21 protein-coding genes are annotated in these 19,089 nt (G+C 67.6%); 5 read left to right on the plus strand and 16 right to left on the minus strand.

Translation table 11 applies throughout. The annotated features are described in order from the left end of the window. Window positions 1-273 precede the first annotated feature (273 nt). The gene (locus DL519_RS21395) at window positions 274-1,092 is read right to left on the minus strand and encodes an ESX secretion-associated protein EspG (protein ID WP_190817431.1); all 819 of its coding nucleotides are present in this window, start codon (window positions 1,090-1,092) and stop codon (window positions 274-276) included. 214 nt (window positions 1,093-1,306) lie between these two features. On the opposite strand from DL519_RS21395, the gene DL519_RS21400 reads away from it, so the two are divergent. Further along, complete coding sequence (locus DL519_RS21400; RefSeq protein WP_190824132.1) at window positions 1,307-2,812, plus strand: ISKra4 family transposase; 1,506 nt, start codon at window positions 1,307-1,309, stop codon at window positions 2,810-2,812. Window positions 2,813-2,950: 138 nt separating this feature from the next. Here the strand turns inward: DL519_RS21400 and DL519_RS21405 are convergent, their stop codons facing one another. Continuing rightward, window positions 2,951-4,177 (minus strand): IS110 family RNA-guided transposase, encoded by a 1,227-nt coding sequence (locus DL519_RS21405; protein WP_190812993.1) that lies wholly within the window; start codon window positions 4,175-4,177, stop codon window positions 2,951-2,953. A 241-nt stretch (window positions 4,178-4,418) separates the two neighbouring features. Continuing rightward, window positions 4,419-5,990 (minus strand): PPE domain-containing protein, encoded by a 1,572-nt coding sequence (locus tag DL519_RS21410; protein ID WP_190817433.1) that lies wholly within the window; start codon window positions 5,988-5,990, stop codon window positions 4,419-4,421. A 54-nt stretch (window positions 5,991-6,044) separates the two neighbouring features. Here DL519_RS21410 and DL519_RS21415 point away from each other — a divergent pair, with 54 nt between their 5' ends. Continuing rightward, window positions 6,045-7,085 (plus strand): IS630 family transposase, encoded by a 1,041-nt coding sequence (locus DL519_RS21415; RefSeq protein WP_190812640.1) that lies wholly within the window; start codon window positions 6,045-6,047, stop codon window positions 7,083-7,085. 22 nt (window positions 7,086-7,107) lie between these two features. Here the strand turns inward: DL519_RS21415 and DL519_RS21420 are convergent, their stop codons facing one another. From DL519_RS21420 to DL519_RS21450, 8 genes are all read right to left on the minus strand, one after another. Continuing rightward, the gene (locus DL519_RS21420; RefSeq protein WP_190817434.1) at window positions 7,108-7,635 is read right to left on the minus strand and encodes a DUF3558 domain-containing protein; all 528 of its coding nucleotides are present in this window, start codon (window positions 7,633-7,635) and stop codon (window positions 7,108-7,110) included. Continuing rightward, window positions 7,632-8,069, minus strand: coding sequence for a hypothetical protein (locus DL519_RS21425; RefSeq protein WP_190817435.1), 438 nt, complete (start codon window positions 8,067-8,069; stop codon window positions 7,632-7,634). The genes DL519_RS21420 and DL519_RS21425 overlap by 4 nt, the downstream gene beginning before the upstream one ends. Before the next feature lie 105 nt (window positions 8,070-8,174). Next, complete coding sequence (locus tag DL519_RS21430) at window positions 8,175-8,507, minus strand: DUF397 domain-containing protein (protein WP_190817436.1); 333 nt, start codon at window positions 8,505-8,507, stop codon at window positions 8,175-8,177. A 17-nt stretch (window positions 8,508-8,524) separates the two neighbouring features. Beyond that, window positions 8,525-9,106, minus strand: coding sequence for a DUF5753 domain-containing protein (locus DL519_RS21435; protein ID WP_223839365.1), 582 nt, complete (start codon window positions 9,104-9,106; stop codon window positions 8,525-8,527). Further along, window positions 9,013-9,366, minus strand: a complete 354-nt coding sequence (locus DL519_RS46975) for a helix-turn-helix domain-containing protein (protein WP_223839367.1) — start codon at window positions 9,364-9,366, stop codon at window positions 9,013-9,015. Before DL519_RS46975 ends, DL519_RS21435 begins: the two co-directional genes overlap by 94 nt. Window positions 9,367-9,846: 480 nt before the next feature. After that, window positions 9,847-10,872, minus strand: a complete 1,026-nt coding sequence (locus DL519_RS21440) for a 6-phosphofructokinase (protein ID WP_190824133.1) — start codon at window positions 10,870-10,872, stop codon at window positions 9,847-9,849. Between the two features lie 231 nt (window positions 10,873-11,103). Beyond that, a complete protein-coding gene (locus DL519_RS21445; RefSeq protein WP_190817437.1) occupies window positions 11,104-11,601 on the minus strand; it encodes a polyadenylate-specific 3'-exoribonuclease AS in 498 nt (165 codons plus the stop codon). Between the two features lie 45 nt (window positions 11,602-11,646). Further along, window positions 11,647-12,396, minus strand: coding sequence for a lysophospholipid acyltransferase family protein (locus tag DL519_RS21450; protein ID WP_190817438.1), 750 nt, complete (start codon window positions 12,394-12,396; stop codon window positions 11,647-11,649). Between the two features lie 192 nt (window positions 12,397-12,588). Here DL519_RS21450 and DL519_RS21455 point away from each other — a divergent pair, with 192 nt between their 5' ends. Beyond that, window positions 12,589-13,356: an alpha/beta hydrolase gene (locus DL519_RS21455; RefSeq protein ID WP_190817440.1), complete on the plus strand. Its 768-nt coding sequence runs from the start codon at window positions 12,589-12,591 to the stop codon at window positions 13,354-13,356. After that, on the plus strand, window positions 13,353-13,820 hold the full coding sequence (locus DL519_RS21460) for a DUF308 domain-containing protein (RefSeq protein WP_190817442.1): 468 nt from the start codon (window positions 13,353-13,355) through the stop codon (window positions 13,818-13,820). The genes DL519_RS21455 and DL519_RS21460 overlap by 4 nt, the downstream gene beginning before the upstream one ends. Window positions 13,821-13,943: 123 nt before the next feature. Here the strand turns inward: DL519_RS21460 and DL519_RS21465 are convergent, their stop codons facing one another. Further along, complete coding sequence (locus tag DL519_RS21465) at window positions 13,944-14,777, minus strand: transposase family protein (protein WP_190813279.1); 834 nt, start codon at window positions 14,775-14,777, stop codon at window positions 13,944-13,946. Between the two features lie 434 nt (window positions 14,778-15,211). Here DL519_RS21465 and DL519_RS21470 point away from each other — a divergent pair, with 434 nt between their 5' ends. Further along, complete coding sequence (locus tag DL519_RS21470) at window positions 15,212-16,048, plus strand: transposase family protein (RefSeq protein WP_190817444.1); 837 nt, start codon at window positions 15,212-15,214, stop codon at window positions 16,046-16,048. 35 nt (window positions 16,049-16,083) lie between these two features. On the opposite strand, the gene DL519_RS21475 is transcribed toward DL519_RS21470, so the two are convergent. Genes DL519_RS21475 through DL519_RS21490 form a run of 4 tightly spaced genes read right to left on the minus strand, consistent with a single transcriptional unit; the run spans window position 16,084 to window position 19,087 of the window. After that, window positions 16,084-17,016, minus strand: coding sequence for an ROK family protein (locus DL519_RS21475; protein WP_190817446.1), 933 nt, complete (start codon window positions 17,014-17,016; stop codon window positions 16,084-16,086). Then, window positions 17,010-17,384: a hypothetical protein gene (locus DL519_RS21480; protein ID WP_190817448.1), complete on the minus strand. Its 375-nt coding sequence runs from the start codon at window positions 17,382-17,384 to the stop codon at window positions 17,010-17,012. The genes DL519_RS21475 and DL519_RS21480 overlap by 7 nt, the downstream gene beginning before the upstream one ends. 3 nt (window positions 17,385-17,387) lie before the next feature. Next, entirely contained in the window at window positions 17,388-18,605 is a 1,218-nt protein-coding gene (locus DL519_RS21485; protein ID WP_190817449.1) for an ArsA family ATPase, read from the minus strand. Window positions 18,606-18,643: 38 nt separating this feature from the next. Next, window positions 18,644-19,087: an SRPBCC family protein gene (locus tag DL519_RS21490; protein ID WP_190817451.1), complete on the minus strand. Its 444-nt coding sequence runs from the start codon at window positions 19,085-19,087 to the stop codon at window positions 18,644-18,646. Between the last annotated feature and the right edge of the window lie 2 nt (window positions 19,088-19,089).

Below are 19,089 nucleotides of genomic sequence, written 5' to 3' on the forward strand. Positions count from 1 at the left end.
CGTGATGCCGTAGGCCAGCGACGTCAGGTCGTAGGCGCCCAGGAAGATCCCGCCTAACGCCAGCAGCACGATCATCTTCGCGTGGCTGCCCCGTGCCGCACCCGAGTTGACCAGTTCGGTGACGTCCCGCGCCGAGCGGATGAGCACAGGCTCGCGCTCGGCGACCGGTTGCGTGGACACGGCTTGCCCTTCGCGTCGTTGATCGTGCGCGCGCCCAATCGCGAGGAGCTCGCCTAACCAGTGGAAAAACTGCGCCCACATGGCGTAATGAGGTCAGCGCACGGCGGCGATCAGCCGGTCGATGCCGCTGCGGATCTGACCTGCGTCGGCGGGGGTGAGCACGAACATCTGCTCGCCGGTGGAGCCGCGTTCGGCGTGGTCGAGGTAACGGCCGTCGGGCTCGGCATTGTCGAACCAGCGCACCACCGGCGACCGGCGGACCCGGCCGTGCGGGTCGCGCCGGTTCGCCGCGATCTGGCCGCCGCGCACGTGCACCGCGTTCCCGATCTCGTTGTACGCGGCCACCTGCTGGTCACCGCTGCTGCCGCGCGACTGCGTCACCTCTTGCATCATGCTGTCCGGCATCTCCTCGGCCTGCGGGGCCGACTTGAGGGAGCTGGCCGGCACCCACACCGCGGGGCGGTTGCCCGGCGGCGCGGGCGGCAGCGTCGGCAGAACCGCTTGGGGGAGCTGCATCTTCTCGTGCACCTCGACGGTGAGCGGACCACCGAACCGGTCGGTCTCCCCCGGCCCCTGCACGCCGAGCACCACCCGGTCGCCTTCGGTCAAGGCGGCGACGGTGCGCCAGGCCGCGTCGCTGGCGAAGTCCGGGAACCACAGCGAGTCGACCCACAAGTACGGCTTTGTGAGCACCTTCAACGCCTGCGCCAGGCCCGAGTCGACTTCGTTGTTCACCAGGATGCCCAGTTGCGCCATGGTGCCGGCCTCGCGCTGGGCGACCTCGCCGAGCTGCTGCATGGTGCGACCGTAGGCCGGTCCTTCCAGCGGCAGCGTGAGGTCGTCGAGTTCGAGGTAGCTGCGGACGAGGTAGAGGTGCAGCGGGTGCAGTTGCCAGCGGCCGACGATGGCCACGTGTCCTCCCCCAAGGAGTGATCGGTGTGGTCGAGTTTGCCGCAATTTCAATGGAAATCGAAGATCCGATTTCCATTGAAATGGGTGTGGCTCTTTTGAGGGGAGCTGTGGTCGGGGGTTTCGGTGGGTGGTGGTCATGAAAGGGGCTCCTTCTGGCTACGTTGTGGGTGTCTGATGTCCATCAACGTAAAGAAGGAGCCCTGTGGCAGGGTACGTGAACCACGATGTCGCGGGTGCGTTCGAATCCTCTCGGGCGGTGTTCGAGTCGATCATCACGGAGCTCGGCGCCGCTGACTGTGGCATCACGCATGGCGAGCTGGAAGAGCTGCTGACCGAGCGGTCCCGGAAGTTGATGCGCCGGCTGCTGCAGGATCATCTTGATCTTCGTGCGGAGCGTGAGCACCCGGTTCCCGGTGGCGTGACCGGCCCCGACGGCATCCAGCGCACTCGCCTGGAGCGGGGTCGCCGGCGTGGTCTGGCCACGGTGTTCGGCGAGGTGACCGTGACCCGGCTGGCCTACCGGGCGCCGGGTGAGTCCACTGTCCATCCCGCGGACGGGGTGCTGAACCTGCCGGCCGAGAAGCACTCGCACGGGGTGCGGCGGCTGGCCGCCCTCGAGGCCGCCCGCGGCTCCTTCGGCGATGCCCAGGCGGCGATCAGCCGCGCCACTGAGCAAGGAGTGGGCAAACGCCAACTCCAGCGGCTGGCCGCTCGGGCCGCGGCTGATTTCGAGGCCTTCTACGAAACCCGGCGGTCCCCGGCCGGGACCAGCGGGGATGTGCTGGTGCTCTCCGCCGACGGCAAGGGCATCGTCACGCATCCCGAAGCACTACGCGAGGCCACCCGCAAGAAAGCCGCCGAATCGGTCAGGAAACTGGGCACTCGTCTGTCCAAAGGGGAGAAACGTAACCGCAAACGCATGGCCGAGGTCGGTAGCGTCTACGACATCACTCCCGCCGCCCGCACCGCCGCCGACATCCTCGCCCGCACCAGCGAGACCACCTCAGCCGAGGAAATCACGCCCGCGCCGGTGGCCCGGAACAAGTGGCTGACCGCCAGCGTCACCACCGACGCCGCCGGCGTGCTCACCGCCGTTTTCGACGAGGCCACCCGCCGCGACCCCACCCACCAGCGGCAATGGATCGCCCTGGTCGACGGCAACAACGACCAGATCCGCCGCATCCGTACCGAGGCCCGTACCCGCAAGGTCAAGGTCACGATCCTCATCGACGTCATTCACGTCCTGGAATACCTCTGGAAAGCCACCTGGTGCCTGCACGACGAAGGTGACCCCGCCGCCGAAACCTGGGTCGGCGAGCAAGCCCGCCGCATCCTCGACGGCCACGCCCTCGACGTCGCCGCCACCATCGACACCACCACCCGCACACGAGAAGACCTGACCCCGACCCAACGCAAAAACGCCGCCGCCACGGTCACCTACCTCACCCGCAAAGCCCAAGCCGGCTACCTCGACTACCCCACCGCCCTGAAAAACGGCTGGCACATCGCCACCGGCATCATCGAAGGCGCCTGCCGCCACATCATCGCCGACCGCATGGACATCACCGGCGCCCGCTGGAAACTACCCGGCGCCGAAGCCATCCTCCAACTCCGCGCCCTCCACGCCAACGGCGACTTCAACGACTACTGGACCTACCACCTCACCCAAGAACAACAACGCAACCACCCCACCCACAACGCCATCCCCCAGGCAGCATGACCTCACCCCAAAAGAGCCACACCCCATTGAAATTGCGGAAGTTGTCCACAGGTGTCGGCGTGTCGTGGTGCGACACACCGACGATCCGCAGTTTCCATTGAAATTGCGGAGTGGTCAGACACCCCATGATTTTGTTTGTCAAGCGGCGGCTTGCTGGTCTCGGTTGTGGTGTGCCCAGGCGGTGTGTTCGTCGTAGGTGCTCCGGGTCTTGAGGCAGCCGTGCAGGATGCCGACGAGTCGGTTGGACAGCTGGCGTAAGGCGGCGTGGTGGTTCATGCCGCGGCCGCGGAGCTCGTCGTAGTAGGCGCGGGCGCCGGGTGAGGCGCGGAGGGCGCAGAAGGCCTGCTGGTGCAGGGCGTCGACGAGCCGGTCGTTGTGGACGAAGCGGGCCAGCACGGTCTTCTTCTTACCGGACTGGCGGGTGATCGGGCTGGTGCCGGCGTAGTTCTTCCGGTTCTTCGCGCTCGCGTAGCGGTCGGCGTCGTCGCCGAACTCGCCGAGGGCCCGGGCCCCGAGGATCTGTCCCATGCCGGGCTGGGACAGGTAGATCTCAGCGTCCCGGGCTCGGCCAAAACACGCCTGCACCTGCTCTTGCACGGCGGCGATCTCGGTGTTGAAGGCAGTGATCACGCTAACCAGGGACCGCACCGTCACCGCGTAGGCGGCGGCCACGGCCGGCGGCTGGGTCAGGTGTTCAGTGTGCAGCGCGGTCTGGATCGCGGTGGTCTTCTCGTCCACGTTGCGGCGCCGGGCCCGCTTGAGCGCGCCCGTGATCTGCGCGCGTGACACCCTGGCCGCCTGGTCCGGGTCCGGTGCCCGGCCAAGGAGTTCCAGTGCATCCGGGGCGAGGAGATCGTCGAAGGCTTCCAGCGCGGCGGGGAAGAACTCGCGCAGCGCGGTGCGTAGCCGCAGCATGTGCCGGTGCCGGTCCCAGATCAGCGTCTGGTGCGCCCGCGCCACCACCTTCACGGCCTGGGCCTGCTCGGTGTCACCGGCGACCGCGCGTAACTGATGACGGTCGGTGCGCACCATGTCGGCCAGGGCGTGCGCGTCCCCGGCGTCGCTTTTGGCGCCCGAGGTGCCGTGCCGCTCCCGATAGCGCGCCACCTGCCGCGGGTTGATCGCATACACCGTGTACCCGGCCGCGATCAGCGCCTGGACCCATGGACCTCGATCAGTCTCAATCCCGATCACGACCTGGTCAGGCTCGGCGCCCTCGGGCAGATGCTCACCGATCAGCGCGTGCAGCCGGGCAACCCCGGTCACGCCCTCCGGCAGCCGAGCCCGACCCAGCCGCCGACCCGTCTCATCCTGCACCTCGACATCGTGGTGATCTTCAGCCCAGTCATCTCCGACGAACAACACATACCCTCCACACGGTCAGCATCGTGTCCTGAGCAGCGCGGAAGAGGAACACCGGCGGCCTAATGGTCCAGTGCTCACGCCAGCCTTCGGCGGGCACGTCACCCCATCAGTGGTCACGTCCTCCCCACGACCAGCGGGGGCACGGTCTGACCTTAGGCATCGAATGCCTGGCGACGAGAGTGCTCACTCACTGGCCGCTACCGGACCCGAGTCTGCCCGGTGGCCGACCCGGTAGCTCCCATTAGGCGCCGAACACGGGTGGCGCGGTCTTGGGCATGTCCTCGAGCCAGATGTCGTCCTGTTCTTCGAGCCACCCGGGATGCTCGTGATCCTGGTCTTCGCTGCCTTGGCCGCGCTGACCGGCCGCGCCCATTCCACCGGCGCCCGTGCCGCCGCGTCCGGCCGCGCTACCCGCGGCCCCGGTGCCCGCGCCGCCGACTGCGCCGAGCCCGCCGACTCCGGCGCGACCACCGGCTCCGAGCCCGCCCGCACCAGCACCGGTGCCGAGCCGACCGGCACCACCAGCACCGAGGCCACCGGGCTTACCGCCGCCGGCACCGCCAGCACCGCCGCGGCCCATTCCCGGGCCACCGCCAGGACCGCCGCGTCCCGGTCCGCCGCCGGGACCACCGGGTCCGGTGCGTCCCGTTCCGGGGCCGGGCAGGTAGCCGACACCCACGTCTCCATTTCCAGTACGACCGGGAAATCCGCCGGTGCGGAGCCCGGTCAGGTCACCTGACAGCCTCGCCGGCGAGTCACCCGGTGTCCACGCCGATCGGGTTTCTGCCGGAATGTTGGGGTTGCCGCCGGTGATGTCGCCGACGTTGGCGACCGAAGGCTTCGAGGGCTGCCCGGTGCCCGTGCGATCGCGCGGCCGCACCGGCTGAGGCGGCGGCTCGATCGGCGGCGGCGGGGGCGGCGGCGGCGGAGGCGGAGGCGGCGGCGGCGGAGGCGGAGGCGGAGGCGGCGGAGGCGGAGGCGGAGGCGGCGGCGGGGGCGGGGGCGGCGGCGTGGGCTTGTCGTTGAGATCCCGGTACGCCGGGACGGAGGTGTCCACATTGGAGTACGTGGGGCTGAGCACCCGCCCCATGGTCTCCTGCGCCCTGCGCTCGGCCTGCTGCCGCTCCCGCATCTGCGCCAGCGCATCGACACCGCCACCAACGACTCCGGTCGGGATGCTGGCCAGCATGGTCCGGCCGTAGTGGTGTCCCTCGGGTTCGGGGACCATCGCCTTGACCTGACCGGCGGCCGAGGCTGCTTCCTCGATCTTGTTGCCGGTCACGTGAAAAGCCTCGGAGCTGCTGGACATCCAGTTGACCAGCGGTTCCGCCGACTCGTTGGCCTTATCGGCGGCTTCGCCCTCCCAGCCGCCCGCGATCGCCGCGCCGGCGTTCTGCTGAAGTCTCGGCCCGACTTCCTTGAGCTTGGCGGCGATTTCCCGCCACTGCTGGGCCGCTTCGGTGGACTTGCCCTGGTCCAGCGACTGTTGGTTGGTGTCGTAGAGCTCCTGGTGGCTGTAGGACTGCCAGTTCTCCTGCTGGGTGATCGATGCGGGGTCGACCGCCAGGCCGCTGCCCATCGCACTGTTCTGCGCCTCAAGCTGCTGGCGCAACTTCTCGTTGTACTCCTCGGAAGCAGTAGCAGCGGCCTCCTGGGCGTTTTCTGCCCGGGAGTTGTAGCCGAACAGGTCCGCGCCGGTGTCGTAGACCTGGCCAGCGCCTTCTGCGACGGCGTTGCCCACGGCGGTGGCACTATCAACGACGGCGCCGCCGACGTCCTCGGCCACGCCTCCGGCCCACTCGAGAAACCCCATCGATCCCCCAGTTATTGATCGGGAACTTATAGGTGTGATCTTCGTTGTTCTGGCATGATCGCTGGTGTGCGGGACGCGCGGAGGTTGTCGCCTGAGGCGCAGGAGGATTTGCGGCGCAGGGTGGTCGCTGCTGTTCATGGTGGGATGAGTCAGGTCGAGGCGGCCCGGGTGTTCGCGGTGGCCCCGCAGTCGGTGTCCAGATGGGTGCAGGCGTGGCGGAAACGTGGCTCGAAGGGTCTCACCGGGCGTCGCCGGGGTCGCAAGCCCGGCGAGCAGAAAGCGTTGAGTGCCCGCCGGCAGCGCAAGCTGCGGTATGCGGTGGCCGAGCACACCCCGGCCACGTTCGGGCTGACCGGCCTGGTGTGGACCCGCAAGACAGTGGCCGAGCTGATCCGGGTGCGCCACGGCATCGTGTTGAACCTGCGCACCGTCGGCAACTACCTGCGTTCCTGGGGATTGTCGCCGCAGAAACCGATCCGCAAGGCCTACGAACAGGACCCCGAGTCCGTACGCCGATGGCTGGAGGAGGACTACCTGGCCATCGCCGCCCGCGCCCGCCGCGAGGGCGCACTGATCCTGTGGCTGGACCAGACCGGGATCCGCTCCGACGCCACCGTAGCCCGCACCTGGGCACCGGCGGGCCAGACACCGGTGGTGGGCAAAACGGGCAAACGATTCAGCGTGAACGCGATGTGCGCGATCGGGAACAAAGGCGAGCTGTACTTCACCGTCTACACCGGCTCGTTCAACGGCAAGGTGTTCCTGTCGTTCCTGGACCGGCTGACCCGCCATCTGGACCGCAAGGTCCACCTGATCGTTGACGGACACCCCGTCCACCGCCGCAAGACTATCCAGCAATGGATCACCAAGCACGCTGAGGCGATCGCGATGCACTTCCTGCCGGGATACAGCCCCGAACTCAACCCCGACGAGCTACTCAATGCCGACCTCAAACGCACCGTTTCCACCAGCACAGCCCCCAAAACCCGCGCCGAGTTAAAACAAGCGGTCCGCTCCTTCCTCCACCGGCTCCAGAAGCTGCCCGACCGAGTTCGCTCCTACTTCGGCAAACCCGAAGTTCGCTACGCCGCCTAACATCACACATTTGCCACCCGGATCAATATCTCGGCATCCGAGGCGCAATAGCCTCAGCAACCTTCAAACCCTCAGCACACTCATCAAGTCCCTGGTCGCGGAACTCACTCACGTCGATGATGATCACGCCACCGCCCGCATTGAACAGCGCAGAGCAGATCCGCGCCTGTGTTGCACTCTTGTCGATCGCGCTTGCCGCAGGACGCCCGTCGACCTCCGCACGGTCAAACTTCGCCCAGTTGTCCTGCTTGCTGTACGACTCGACAGTCTTCTCTTGGTTCTTGTAGAACGTGGCGGTAAACGGCTTGCCCCTGAAGGAACAACCCGGCTCTGAAGAAATGCCGGTCTCCGGTTGACCAGGTCCTTCGAACCCGAACGATTTAAGCTCATCTGGAGTCAGCAGCGTGCACGGATCAACCTTCGCAAGCCCCTGATCCTTCTCCATTGAACCCGGGGAAACGTCCTTCGGCGAACCTCCACCGCACCCAGCGGCTGCCAACAGAGCCACGCCTGCGCAGACTGCAACGACGGTTCGAGACAGCACCTTCACGTCTGACTACCCCTCTGCAAGTCCTGACTGATCTGCTCGTCAGTGGCAACGTAGTCCTTCGCCGCTTGCCTGAAGAGATCCGCCTTCCGCAACAGCTCGTCACGCAGCTTTCCCAGCAGGTCAGCAGCTCCCGTCGAGCCGTTTGTAGCCTTCTGTCCAAACTTAGATGCCAACTCCTGCGCAGAGCGGTACGCACCCAAACCCTCGACACGCCCGAGTGCAAGAGCCTGCTTCGCAAGTCGGTCGACCTCGTAGGCCTCGTCTTCGTAGACCTGGGCCGCTTTATTGGCCGCGTCGGGGTTCATTTTCAGCTTGCCAGCCGAAACCTGTTGCGACATCTGGTCGTTCTGCTGCGCGATCGCGCCCAGCGCCGCACCAGCACCGGCGAAGCCGTCGGCCGACCCCAGATCCCCAGATAAGTACGCGTCAGCCATCCCGAGCCCCCTCCGGCACAGATCACCCAACCCGAGAGAACCCTAGCGAACCGGACATCCCGCGCGCGGGTGAACCCGAAAGATGATCACATGAGGGGGCTCGCATCACCCGTTAAGCCTAGCCAAGAACGAAGCCCACCGAGCCCGTGAGAACACCAACACGGGCCCAGCCGGATCCTTCGAGTCCCGAGCCGCCACGACCCCATCAGCTGCAGCCACCTCGACACAGGCGCCCTGATTCATACTGCGACTGGACTTCCGCCACCCCTGAAGTGCTTGTCCTTCAAGGAAAGCGACCTCGACGCAGTTTCCGATGGCCGTACTGTGACAGGATTTCCGCCACTCTGAGAAAGCCTGCCCATCGACGAAAGCCACCTCGACACAGTTGGCACCGTTGTCGCTGTAGCTGGACTTTCGCCACACCAATCGGTCAGGCATCGCTCGCGATCTTCCCCTCAATCGACCAGGCGAACCTTGATCGCCTCCGCCGACTCCTCCTCGGGCAACGCGAACGACAGTAGCCGCTCGGCCGATCGAACATAAGCGGCCACTTGGTCGTGATCCTGGATGTAGACAGCCCCATCTGGGATCTCGACGTAGCCGATCGACTGTGCGTCTCGGAAGTGCAGCACCATGAATCCCCCACACAACCCAGCATGCGGGCCGATCGACGTGGGTAGCACCCGAAGTTCAATGTTGTCCTGCATCGACAGGTCGAGAAGGTGTTGCAACTGCTCGCGCATCACCGTTCGATCCCCGATCGGCCGGTCCAACACGGCCTCCTCAAGCACTGCGTTCAGCCGCAACGGCGACTTGTCCACCAGCCTGCGCTGACGAGCCATGCGGAAGCTCACCATGCGTTCGTTGTGATCGGGTCGAACACGAGTGCTTGTCGCAGTCAACGCGGAGGCATACGCTTCGGTTTGCATCAAGCCGGGCAGGATCAACGGCATGTAGATGAACTGGGATTTCGCGATCCCTTCCAGTCCGACGTATGCCTTGAGCCGTCCGGCAGCACGTCCACCCACGGCGCCCACCACGTCTTCTGATCCGACCGGCTGGCAAGCGAATTCAGCCGGTCGGCCTCCCAGACCGGGGCACCGTAGAACTTCAGCAGCCCCGCGACCTCGTCCGGCTGCGGGAAGTACCGCCCGGTCTCCAGGTGCGTGATCTTGCCCGGTGAGCACCCGATCGACCGCGCCGCCGCAGCGCTGGTCTCACCCGCCCGAACCCGGAAATTCCGGAGCTCAACGCCGACGAGCCAACGCAAGGCCGAGGGGTCTTGCCGGTCCACCATGGACAGCCTCCTAAAAATCACGCATCCGCGACCAGCGTGCACCGCATCCATGGTGCAAACGATCAAGAACGCCTGATCGTGTTATCGCCTTCCATAAACATTTACGGCACCAATTTCCAGTGTTCGTGATCTCGATCACAGAGGAGGTCGTTATGCTGGGGAAGCCGTTGGGGAGTCGGGAGGAGTTCATGGCCGAACTTCAAGAACTCGCAAGGGAAACCGCGCCGCGGTTATTCGCCCTGTGTCAGGAGTTCGGCGATCGCCACGACGCGCAGGTCGAGTACTGGGGCATGGCCTTCGACGACTGCGCCGACGTCGTCAGCGCATCCGGCCAAGTCCGGGCCAGCTTCCGGTCCGCCGAGGCCGCACTCAACCGGTTGTCGCGGCGGTCGAACCTGCATCTCGTTTGGGTTTTGAACGTACGAACAGGCGCCGCCACCCGACCTCGCGGGTCGAGCGGCGGCGCCTATCAAAAAAGGGTCAGCCGAAGAGGACTTCGGCTTCTGCGTAGCGTTCCAGGGGCACCGTCTTCAGCGATGCCGTCGCGTCGCGGAGCGGGACTCGCACGATGTCTGTGCCGCGCAGCGCCACCATCTTGCCGTAGTCGCCTTCGGTGATCGCGTCGATCGCGTGCAGGCCAAAGCGGGTCGCCAGCACCCGGTCGTAGGCCGTCGGCGTGCCACCTCGCTGCACGTGGCCGAGCACCATCGCGCGCGACTCCTTGCCCGTGCGCGCCGCGATCTCCTCCGCCAGCCAGGTACCGACACCGCCCAGGCGGACGTGGCCGAAGGCGTCCTTCTCCCCCGTCAGCAGCAGTTCCTTGCCGCCTTCCGGGACCGCGCCCTCCGCGACCACGATGATCGGCGCGTACTGGCGCTCGAAGCGCTGCTCCACCCAGGCGCAGACCTTCTCGACGCTGAACGGCTGCTCCGGCACGAGGATGACGTTCGCGCCGCCCGCCAGCCCGGAGTGCAGCGCGATCCACCCCGCGTGCCGACCCATCACCTCGACCACCAGCGCCCGGTGGTGCGACTCCGCAGTGGTCCGCAGGCGGTCGATGGCCTCGGTGGCGATGTGCACCGCCGTGTCGAAGCCGAACGTGTAGTCGGTGGCGTCCAGGTCGTTGTCGATCGTCTTCGGCACCCCGACCACCGGCACCCCGTCGTGGGTGAGCTGCTCGGCGACGCCGAGGGTGTCCTCGCCGCCGATCGCGATCAGCGCGTCCACCCGGTTCTCCTCCAGGGTCGCCCTCAGCTTGGCGATCCCATCGTCGACCTTGTACGGGTTGGTGCGCGACGAGCCCAGGATGGTGCCGCCCCGGTTGAGGATCTCCTCCACCTTGTCGAGGGTCAGCGGCGTGGTCAGGCCCTCCACCGGGCCCCGCCACCCGTTGCGGAATCCCAGGATCTCGTGCTGGTGCACCGAAATCCCCTTGCGGGTCACCGCGCGGAGCACCGCGTTGAGCCCGGGGCAGTCGCCGCCACCGGTGAGCACTCCGACACGCATTCCAGCCGGCATCGCTTTTCCCCGCCTCCTCTGATCCAGCCCGGACGGGGAGTGATCTGCGTCTCCCCTGCGTCACAGCGTGGCACGAACTGGATCGTTGCAGCAAGTATCCGGGACGTTATACCGGTCGCGATACCGGTCGCGGCAGACGACCGGCAACACCCGCCCGAGGAATCCGGCAAAAAAGGGTGCCGGTTCCAGCTGGAACCGGCACCCCTCACGAGTCGGAAATCAGGCGAAGCCGCGCTTGCGGCGGACCTCCTCCATCACCCGCCAGCGTTCGAGGTTGTGCTTGGCGTCGGCCAGGGCGTCGTGCGCGTTGTCCGGCGCGGCGGGTAACTTCGGCTTGCCGAGGTCCTCCCAACGCTGCCGCAGGTCGCGGGTGAACTTCGGGATCCGCGACGGCAGCAGCGGCATCGCGCCCCAGAGCTGGGCCAGTGCCACGTGGTCGTAGGCCGCGTACCAGGCCCACAGCTCGATGTTCCCGCTGCGCGCGGTCAGGAATGAGTACAGGTCCTCGCGGATCCGGGCGCGGGAGCGCCAGCACGGATCGGCGGGCGGCGGCAACTGCGGCAGGACGTGCTGCCGAACCCAGGCACCGGCCCGAGACGCGTCGAACTCGGTGGACACCGCGTAGAACTCGCGGCCGGACTCGTCGACCACCCCGATCGACACCAGCTCGATGGTGTGTCCGTCCTCGATGAACTCGCAGTCGTAGAAGTACCGCACCAGGTCAGCCTAGGTGGCGGCGGTTCCGGGTCCGGTCGCGGGCCGTCAGCCGGCCTTGGACTCCGGGAGGCGCTCGGCGGGCTTCTGCGTCTTCCAGCCCGCCACGTGCTTGCCCTGCGCGGCCAGGTCGTCCTTGACCTTAGCGGCGTAGACGTCGACGTACTCCTGCCCGGAGAGCTCCATCAGGGCGTACATGATCTCGTCGGTGATCGACCGCTCCACGAACCGGTCGCCGGCCATGCCGTCGTAGCGGGAGAAGTCCAGCGGCGGGCCGACCTTCACCACCACCTTGTGCGGGTACCACATCTTCGACCCGATTGGGTTGACCCGATCGGTGCCGAACATCGCGATCGGGATCACCGGCACCTTCGACTCCAGCGCCATCCTCGCCACACCGGTCTTGCCCTTGTACAGCCGGCCGTCCGGGGACCGGGTGCCTTCCGGGTAGACGCCCAGCAGCTTCCCCTCGCGCAGCAGGCGGACGCCGGTGTCCAGGGCGGCCTGCGCGGCGGCGCCGCTGGACCGGTCGATCGGCACCTGCCCGACGCCGGAGAAGAAATACTTCTTGAACTTGCCCTTGAAGCCCTTGCCGGTGAAGTACTCGCGCTTGGCCAGGAACGTCACCCGCCGCGGCATCATCAGCGGCATGAAGAACGAGTCGGCGACCGCCAGGTGGTTGCTGACCAGGATCGCGCCGCCGGTGGTCGGCACGTGCTCGACGCCTTCGACCTTCGGACGGCAGAACAGCTTCATCAAGGGCCCGAGCAAGAAGTGCTTCATCACCCAGTACAACACCGCTGCGCCGCCTCCTCGCCCCGCCGACTTCCCTGCTCAGCCTACGGAGCCCCGAGATCCGGCACAATGCGGCCTCGCCGTCGGTGATCTCGCCGGTGCGATCGCGGATGAATCGCCAAGGCCGCCCCGCATGTCGGCCGCGCATGCGACGATGAGGCGGTACTGGCTCGCCGATGCTGTTGGGAGGCCGCGGTGCCCGTGCTCCCCGGTGCCGAACCGTTCGTCCACGCGGGATCGGAAGACATCGGCGTGCTGCTCTGCCACGGCTTCACCAGCACCCCGCAGAGCATGCGGGCCTGGGGCGAGCACCTGGCGGCGGAGGGGTACACGGTCCGCTGCCCGCTGCTGCCGGGCCACGGCACCCGGTGGCCGGACCTGAACCGGACCACCTGGCTGGACTGGTACCACGCCACCGAGGCCGCGCTCGCCGAACTGCGCGACCGGTGCCGGTCGGTGTTCGTATTCGGCCAGTCCATGGGCGGCACGCTCACCCTGCGCCTGGCCCAGCGGCATCCCGAAATCGCCGGGATCGTGCTGGTCAACCCCTCGGTGACGACGCTGCGCAAGACGGCCCGGCTGCTGCCGCTGCTGAGCCGGGTGTGGCCGGCGGTCGGCGGAATCCCCGGCGACATCGCCAAACCCGGCGGTTTCGAACTCGCCTACGACCGGTTGCCGCTGCGCGCGATGGCCAGCCTCCAGCAGCTGTGGGGGATCGTGCGCGGCGACCTCGGTCGGGTGCGCCAGCCGCTGCTGCTGTTCCGGTCGACCGTCGACCACATCGTCGAACCGGTCAACTCCGCGATCGTGCTGGACGGGGTCGCAAGCGTTGATCTCGCGGAGGTCGTGCTGGCCGACAGCTTCCACGTTGCGACCTTGGACCATGACGCGCGGGCGGTGTTCGCCGGTAGCGTCGAGTTCCTGCAACGAATCCACCGCGAACGGGCCGAGGAAGTCGTATGAACACGCGCCGCGACAACCCCGACGGGCCGGAGGACATCGACGCCGCATTCGCCGAGATAGTCGCCGACCTGGAGCGGGACTCGACGTTCGCGCGGTGGCCCGAGGACGTCCCCTCCGACCGCGCCGCGAATACCGTGAGTGCGGTCTCGGACGCGGCCGAAGTCGAGCCGCAGCCCGAGCGCGACGCGGGACCGCGGGACTGGACGCCGCAGCCCGACGAGGAAGAGCACTTCGTCCCGCCGGAACCGCCACCGCTGCCCACCCCGCGCATCACCACGCTGCTGGGGATCGCGGTGATCGCGGTCGGCGTGCTGATACTGCTGGTGCCCGGCCTGGCCGGGATGGCCAGCTCGCTCTCGATGCCGCTGGGGCTGGTGCTGATCAGCGCGGGCATCGGATGGCTCCTGCTGCGGCTGCGCCAGGGCCCGCCGAACTCCGGCAACGACGACGGAGCCCAGGTCTGACGTCGTCCCGCAATTTCAATGGGGTTTTTTCATCCTGTTTGTGCTGGTGGTGGGGGGTTGACGGGGTGGGGTGGGGTGTGTGTGGGCTGGTCAGGGGCGATGATCATTTTTGATGATCGTTTGTCAGCGGGTGATTTCGAGGTTGGTCAGCACCAGCAGGGCCCGTAGTAGGCGGGTGGCGTTGGCTGCGTGCATGCGTAGGCGGGTGAGGATGCGCCAGTTTTTGAGGTCGGCGAAGCCGTGTTCGCAGGTGGCGCGTTCGCGGGCAACGAGTTGGTTGGCTTGTTTCTGGGCGTCGGTGAGCGGGTGGGCGCGGGCGGCGCGGCGGCCGATGATGATCACGGGTTCGTCGGGGTCGTCTTCCAGTCCGGTGAATCCGAGGTCGCACATCGCGCCGAGTTCGGCGTCCCGGAGTGCGGTGGTGATGTTGTTGTGGCGGGCGGTGGTGACTTCCGAGGCCCGCCCTGGTTTGGCCGCAGAGAACCACAACAGGTTGCCTTTGTGGTCGGTGAGGGCGAGAAACAGCAGGCCGTGGGCTTTGTGTTTGCCGCTGTAGTTGCGCCGGTTGTTCTTGCCGGTGCGGCGCTGGGTGCGCACCAGGGTGCCATCCAGCAGCACGACCTCACCCCCGCCGCGGGCCACTTTGCTCAGGACGCGGTCCAGGCGCGGGGCACGGGCGGCCAGCAGGTCGATGACCTCCAGCACCCAGCGGCGGATCGTCGAGGCCGACACCCTGTTGCCGCCGGCCATGTCCAGCAGCCGCTGGTCGTGACGCAGCACCGCGAGCACGATGATCGCCTGCGTACCAGGGGTCACCTTGCGCCAGCGAGAGCGGATTTTCCTGCAGTGCGTGGTGATCAGCGAGGCGAGGTAGTCGATCGTGGCCCTCGACACGGGAAGTTGGGCTTGGTACACAATGGGTTCGGTGCCCTCGGCGGGGCTGGATTGGGTTTTCACACACTCCCCAACCCCGCCGGGGGCACTCTCGTTGCAGCCAACCGGCCATGATCATCGTCACATCTTCTCCGCGACCACGGCCACCGTCAGATGATCTTGATAAATGATCATGGCCCTGGCCAGCCCGCCCACACCACGCCACCCACGACCACACCCTCTGACCAGCCAAGATCAGGATGAAAAAAGCCCAATGGAAATTGCGGAACTCCGGCGTGTCAGAGCCCGACACGCCGGACGCTGTGGAGAACTCCCGCAATTTCAATGGAAATCAGACCTTCGATTTCCATTGAGGTGATCTCGGTAAGAAGTGGCTGAAGGCGGCCTGCCGGAATGGGTGTGTGATCGGGTAGGGCTGGCCTGGGGAGAGTGGGACGTGGGGTCCCTGGTAGAAGAAGTTCGACCAAGAAACGATCTTCGACCAGGGAAGGCCCCACGTGGTCACGTATTCTGCCAAACTCGATGTTCCCCGTGAACTGGTGCTCTTCCTCAGCAAGCTGCTGGCCGGTGAACGCCGCCGGAAAGGGACCCGCAAGGGGCGCCGGGCGTTGACCACGTTCTGGCAGGCTGTGCTGGTCCTGCGGTGGTTCCGCGACCGCACCGACACCACCAAACTGGCCCGCGATCACGGTGTCGCCCGCGCGACCGGCTACCGGTATGTCGACGAGGGCATCGAGGCGCTGGCCGCGCAGGCCCCGGATCTGCACGACGCCCTGCAACGGGCCAAAGACAACGGCGACGCCTATCTGATCCTGGACGGCAAAAACTTCTCCTCCGACCGTCTCGGCGAAAAGACCACCAGCACCAAAGGCACCGAGATCGACCTGTGGTACTCCGGGAAAACCCGCGAACAAGCCGGCAACATCCAAGCACTGACGGACCCGGACGGGTTCCCGCTGTGGGTCTCCGACGTCGAGCCCGGGTCCGTCCACGACATCACCGCCGCTGAAAACCACGTCCTCGGCGCCCTGTACTGGGCTTACTCCCAGCTCGACCTGCCCACCCTGGCCGACGGCGGCTACCAGGGTGCCGGAGCCGGGGTCCTCACCCCGATCAAACACCCCAAAACCAGCAAAAGCCGCCCACTCGACGTCGACAACCAGACCTACAACAAACTGCTGCGCGGCCTGCGCGCCCTCGGCGAACGCGGATTCGCCCTGCTCACCGGCCGTTGGCGCGCCCTACGACACTTCACCACCAGCCCCCGCAAAATCGGCCCCATCGTCAAAGCCGCACTCGTACTCACCCAATTCGAACACGGCCGACTCGCATAACCCCCTACTGAGATCACCTCATTGAAATTGCGGCGTCAGGTCAGGTGTGGGGCTTCGGTTAAGGCGTGTTCTCGGGCCAGGGCCGCTGAGCCGATCATGGCCGTCGAATCCCCGTAGTGGGCCACCGCGATCCTCGCCAGCGGGCGGTGCCCGGCTCCGGTGATGGCCGTGGCGTAGTACTCGCGGGCATCGTCGAGGAACAGGTGCGCCGAGTCGGAGACCCCGCCGGCGATCACCACCACCTCCGGGTCGTAGACGTCCGCGACCAGCGCGAGGCCCTCGCCCAGCCAGCGAGCCAGGTCGGTCACCGCGCGGCGGGCGACCGGATCCCCCGCCTCCGCCGCGCGCGCCACCTCGACACCGGTCTGCTCGACCGGCGCTCCCGGCTCCTCCTGCCGGAGTTCCGCCGCGGTGGCCGCCAGAGCGGTGCCGCTGCAATACCGCTCCCAGCAGCCGCGTTTGCCGCACGAACACGGCCGCCCGTCTGGGACGACGCGCAGGTGCCCGAGCTCCGGCGCGATTCCGTAGGCCCCGCGGAACACCTCGCCGTTGATCACCAGCGCGCTGCCGATGCCGGTGCCGATGGCCAGCAGCGCGGCCACCCGCGCTCCCGCTGCCGCGCCGAAGCGCTGCTCCGCGACGGCGGCGGCGTTCGCGTCGTGTTCCAGGACCACCGGCAGCCCGAGCCGGTCGGCGAGTTCGTCGGCGACCGCGACGTGCCGCCACGCCAGGTGCGGCGCGAAGCGCACCACCCGGCGGTCCTCGCTGACGAACCCGGCGACTGCCAGGCCGACCCCGGCGACCGGGTACCGGTCGGACAACGCACGGACGGTGTCCGCGATCGCCGCGTTCAGCTCGGTGCTGGTGACCGGCGTCGGAACGCGGTGGATTTCCAGGATCTCGCCGTGCTGATCCACCACGCCGGCCCGCACGCTGGTCCCGCCGACGTCGACTCCGATGGTCAGCACTGCGACACGGCCTCGGGTTCGTCGTCGGCCAGCACCGTGCCGTCGACCCGCTGGACCCGGATCCGCTGGACCTTCGACACCACCGGAACGTCCTCTTCGGACTCCTCGGGCTCCTCCGCCGGACGCTGATCGGCCAGCATCTGCCGCAGCGCCTGAACGATCCCGACGAGCTGGTCGTTGACCTCTGGTCGATGGCCGCGCAGCAGCGCCACCGCTGCACACAGTGGACACCAACCGCAGTCGGCCTTACCGCCGGACTCGGCGTCCTGATCGCAGCCGCGCAGGTATTCCTCGGCCTTGCCGGCGGCCGCGTCGAGCAGCAGGCGGAGTTCCTCGAAGAGCTGGTCGTGCCGGGATTCGTCGCGCATCTCTCACCGCATCCACAACTCGGGGTCGGGCCGGAACCGCACGGTCAGCCCGTCGTCACCGGCGACCGCCGAGATCACGATGCACCGCTGGAGCACCGCGGGCAGCGCGAAAAGCCGCCGGCGGCCGTCGACGGTGATCGCCAGCTCGGCGCCGATCCGGGCCAGGTCCAGGTCGGCCGACGGGTGCAGCGGCAGCGCGATCTGCAGGGCGTACTCCGCGTCCAAGCCGCGCCCACCGCCGGTGACCTGCATGGACGGCGTGCCCGACAGGTTCTCCAGCGGGTTCACCTCGGCGTAGAGCTCGTCGCCGAGCGCCAGCAGCGCCTCCGCACCGACCGGCTCCGCGGCGCGGTGCTCGACTACCCGAAGCGGAAGATCCGTCGCGCCCCGCAGCGTGTCGAGCACCTTCTCCTGCTCACGGCGACGGGTGCGCAGCCACCCGGCCGCGGCGCCGCGCGCCGATCCCGGGTGCGGTACCACGCGGTTGGCCACCAGGCCGTCCACCCGGATCTGCTGCAGCGCCAGGGCGGTCAGCGTCCGGCGGGTTTCGGCGGCCACCACCGACTCCGGGGTGAGCACCAGCCGGACACTGGTGCCTTCGTCGCCGAGCATGCCCTTGAGCCCTGCCAGCCGTTCCGCGAGCCGCCCCAGCCCGTCGGCGACGGAGTCCCAGCGCTCGACCTGCTCGCTGCCAGCGATGCCGGCCAGCAGGCCGCGCACGGCCCGGCGGTGCGCCGGGAACAGCCGTTCCAGGTAGCCGGCCAGCGATTCGGGCAGCGCGAGCAGCCGCAGCGTCTCGGCGGTCGGGCCGCAGTCGACGATCACGGTGTCCCACAGCCCGCTCGCGGCGAGCCGGTGCACCTCGGTGAGCGCCAGCAGGTCCTCCACCCCGGGCAGCACCGTGAGCTCTTCCGCGTCGACGTCGTCAACGCCCGCGCCCTGCAGCATGGTCCGCAGATGTTCGCGCAGTTCGCGCCAGGTGCCGTCGACCAGTTCGCGGGTCTGCACCTCGGCCGCGTGCAGCATGGCGCGCGAACCGTCCAGCCGAACTTCGCGCGGATGCGCGCCGAGGTCTGCGTCGAGCGCATCGGCCAGCGAGTGCGCCGGGTCGGTGGAGACGACGAGCACCTTGCCGCCGTGCCCGGCGACGCGGGCGGCGGTGGCTGCCGCGAGGGTGGTCTTGCCCACCCCGCCTTTTCCGGTGAACAGCAGGATTCGCAACGGATCGTCTCGGTCTCGGTCGGGCTTCGGCCGGCGCCCTATTTCGCGCCTTCGACGCGGCGCTTGAGCTCCTTCAACGCCGTGTCCATGATCATCTTTTCGGCCTTGCGCTTGAACAGGCCGATCATCGGGATCGCCAGGTCCACGGCCAGGCTGTAGGTCACCTCGGTGCGGTCGTCCGACAGCGGGTTCAGCCGGTAGCTGCCCTGCTGCGCCTTCTGCACGCCCCCTTCGACGAGCTCCCAGCTCACCGACAGCCCGTCGGCCGCCCAGTCGTAGACGTTGACGTACGTGTCCTTGACCACCCCGGCGTCCAGCACGAAGCGGACCTTCGCCGCGTCGCCGTCCGAGGTGTGCGAGAGCACCTCGGTCTCCTTCACCGCTTCCGCCCACTCCGGGTAGGCGGCGAAATCCGCGATGGCTGCCATGATCTGCCCGGCGGGGGCCTCGATCACGATGGACTGGGTGGACTGATCGACCATGC

Origin of the sequence: Saccharopolyspora pogona (genome assembly GCF_014697215.1) — a bacterium.
Taxonomy (GTDB): Bacteria; Actinomycetota; Actinomycetes; order Mycobacteriales; family Pseudonocardiaceae; genus Saccharopolyspora; species Saccharopolyspora hattusasensis.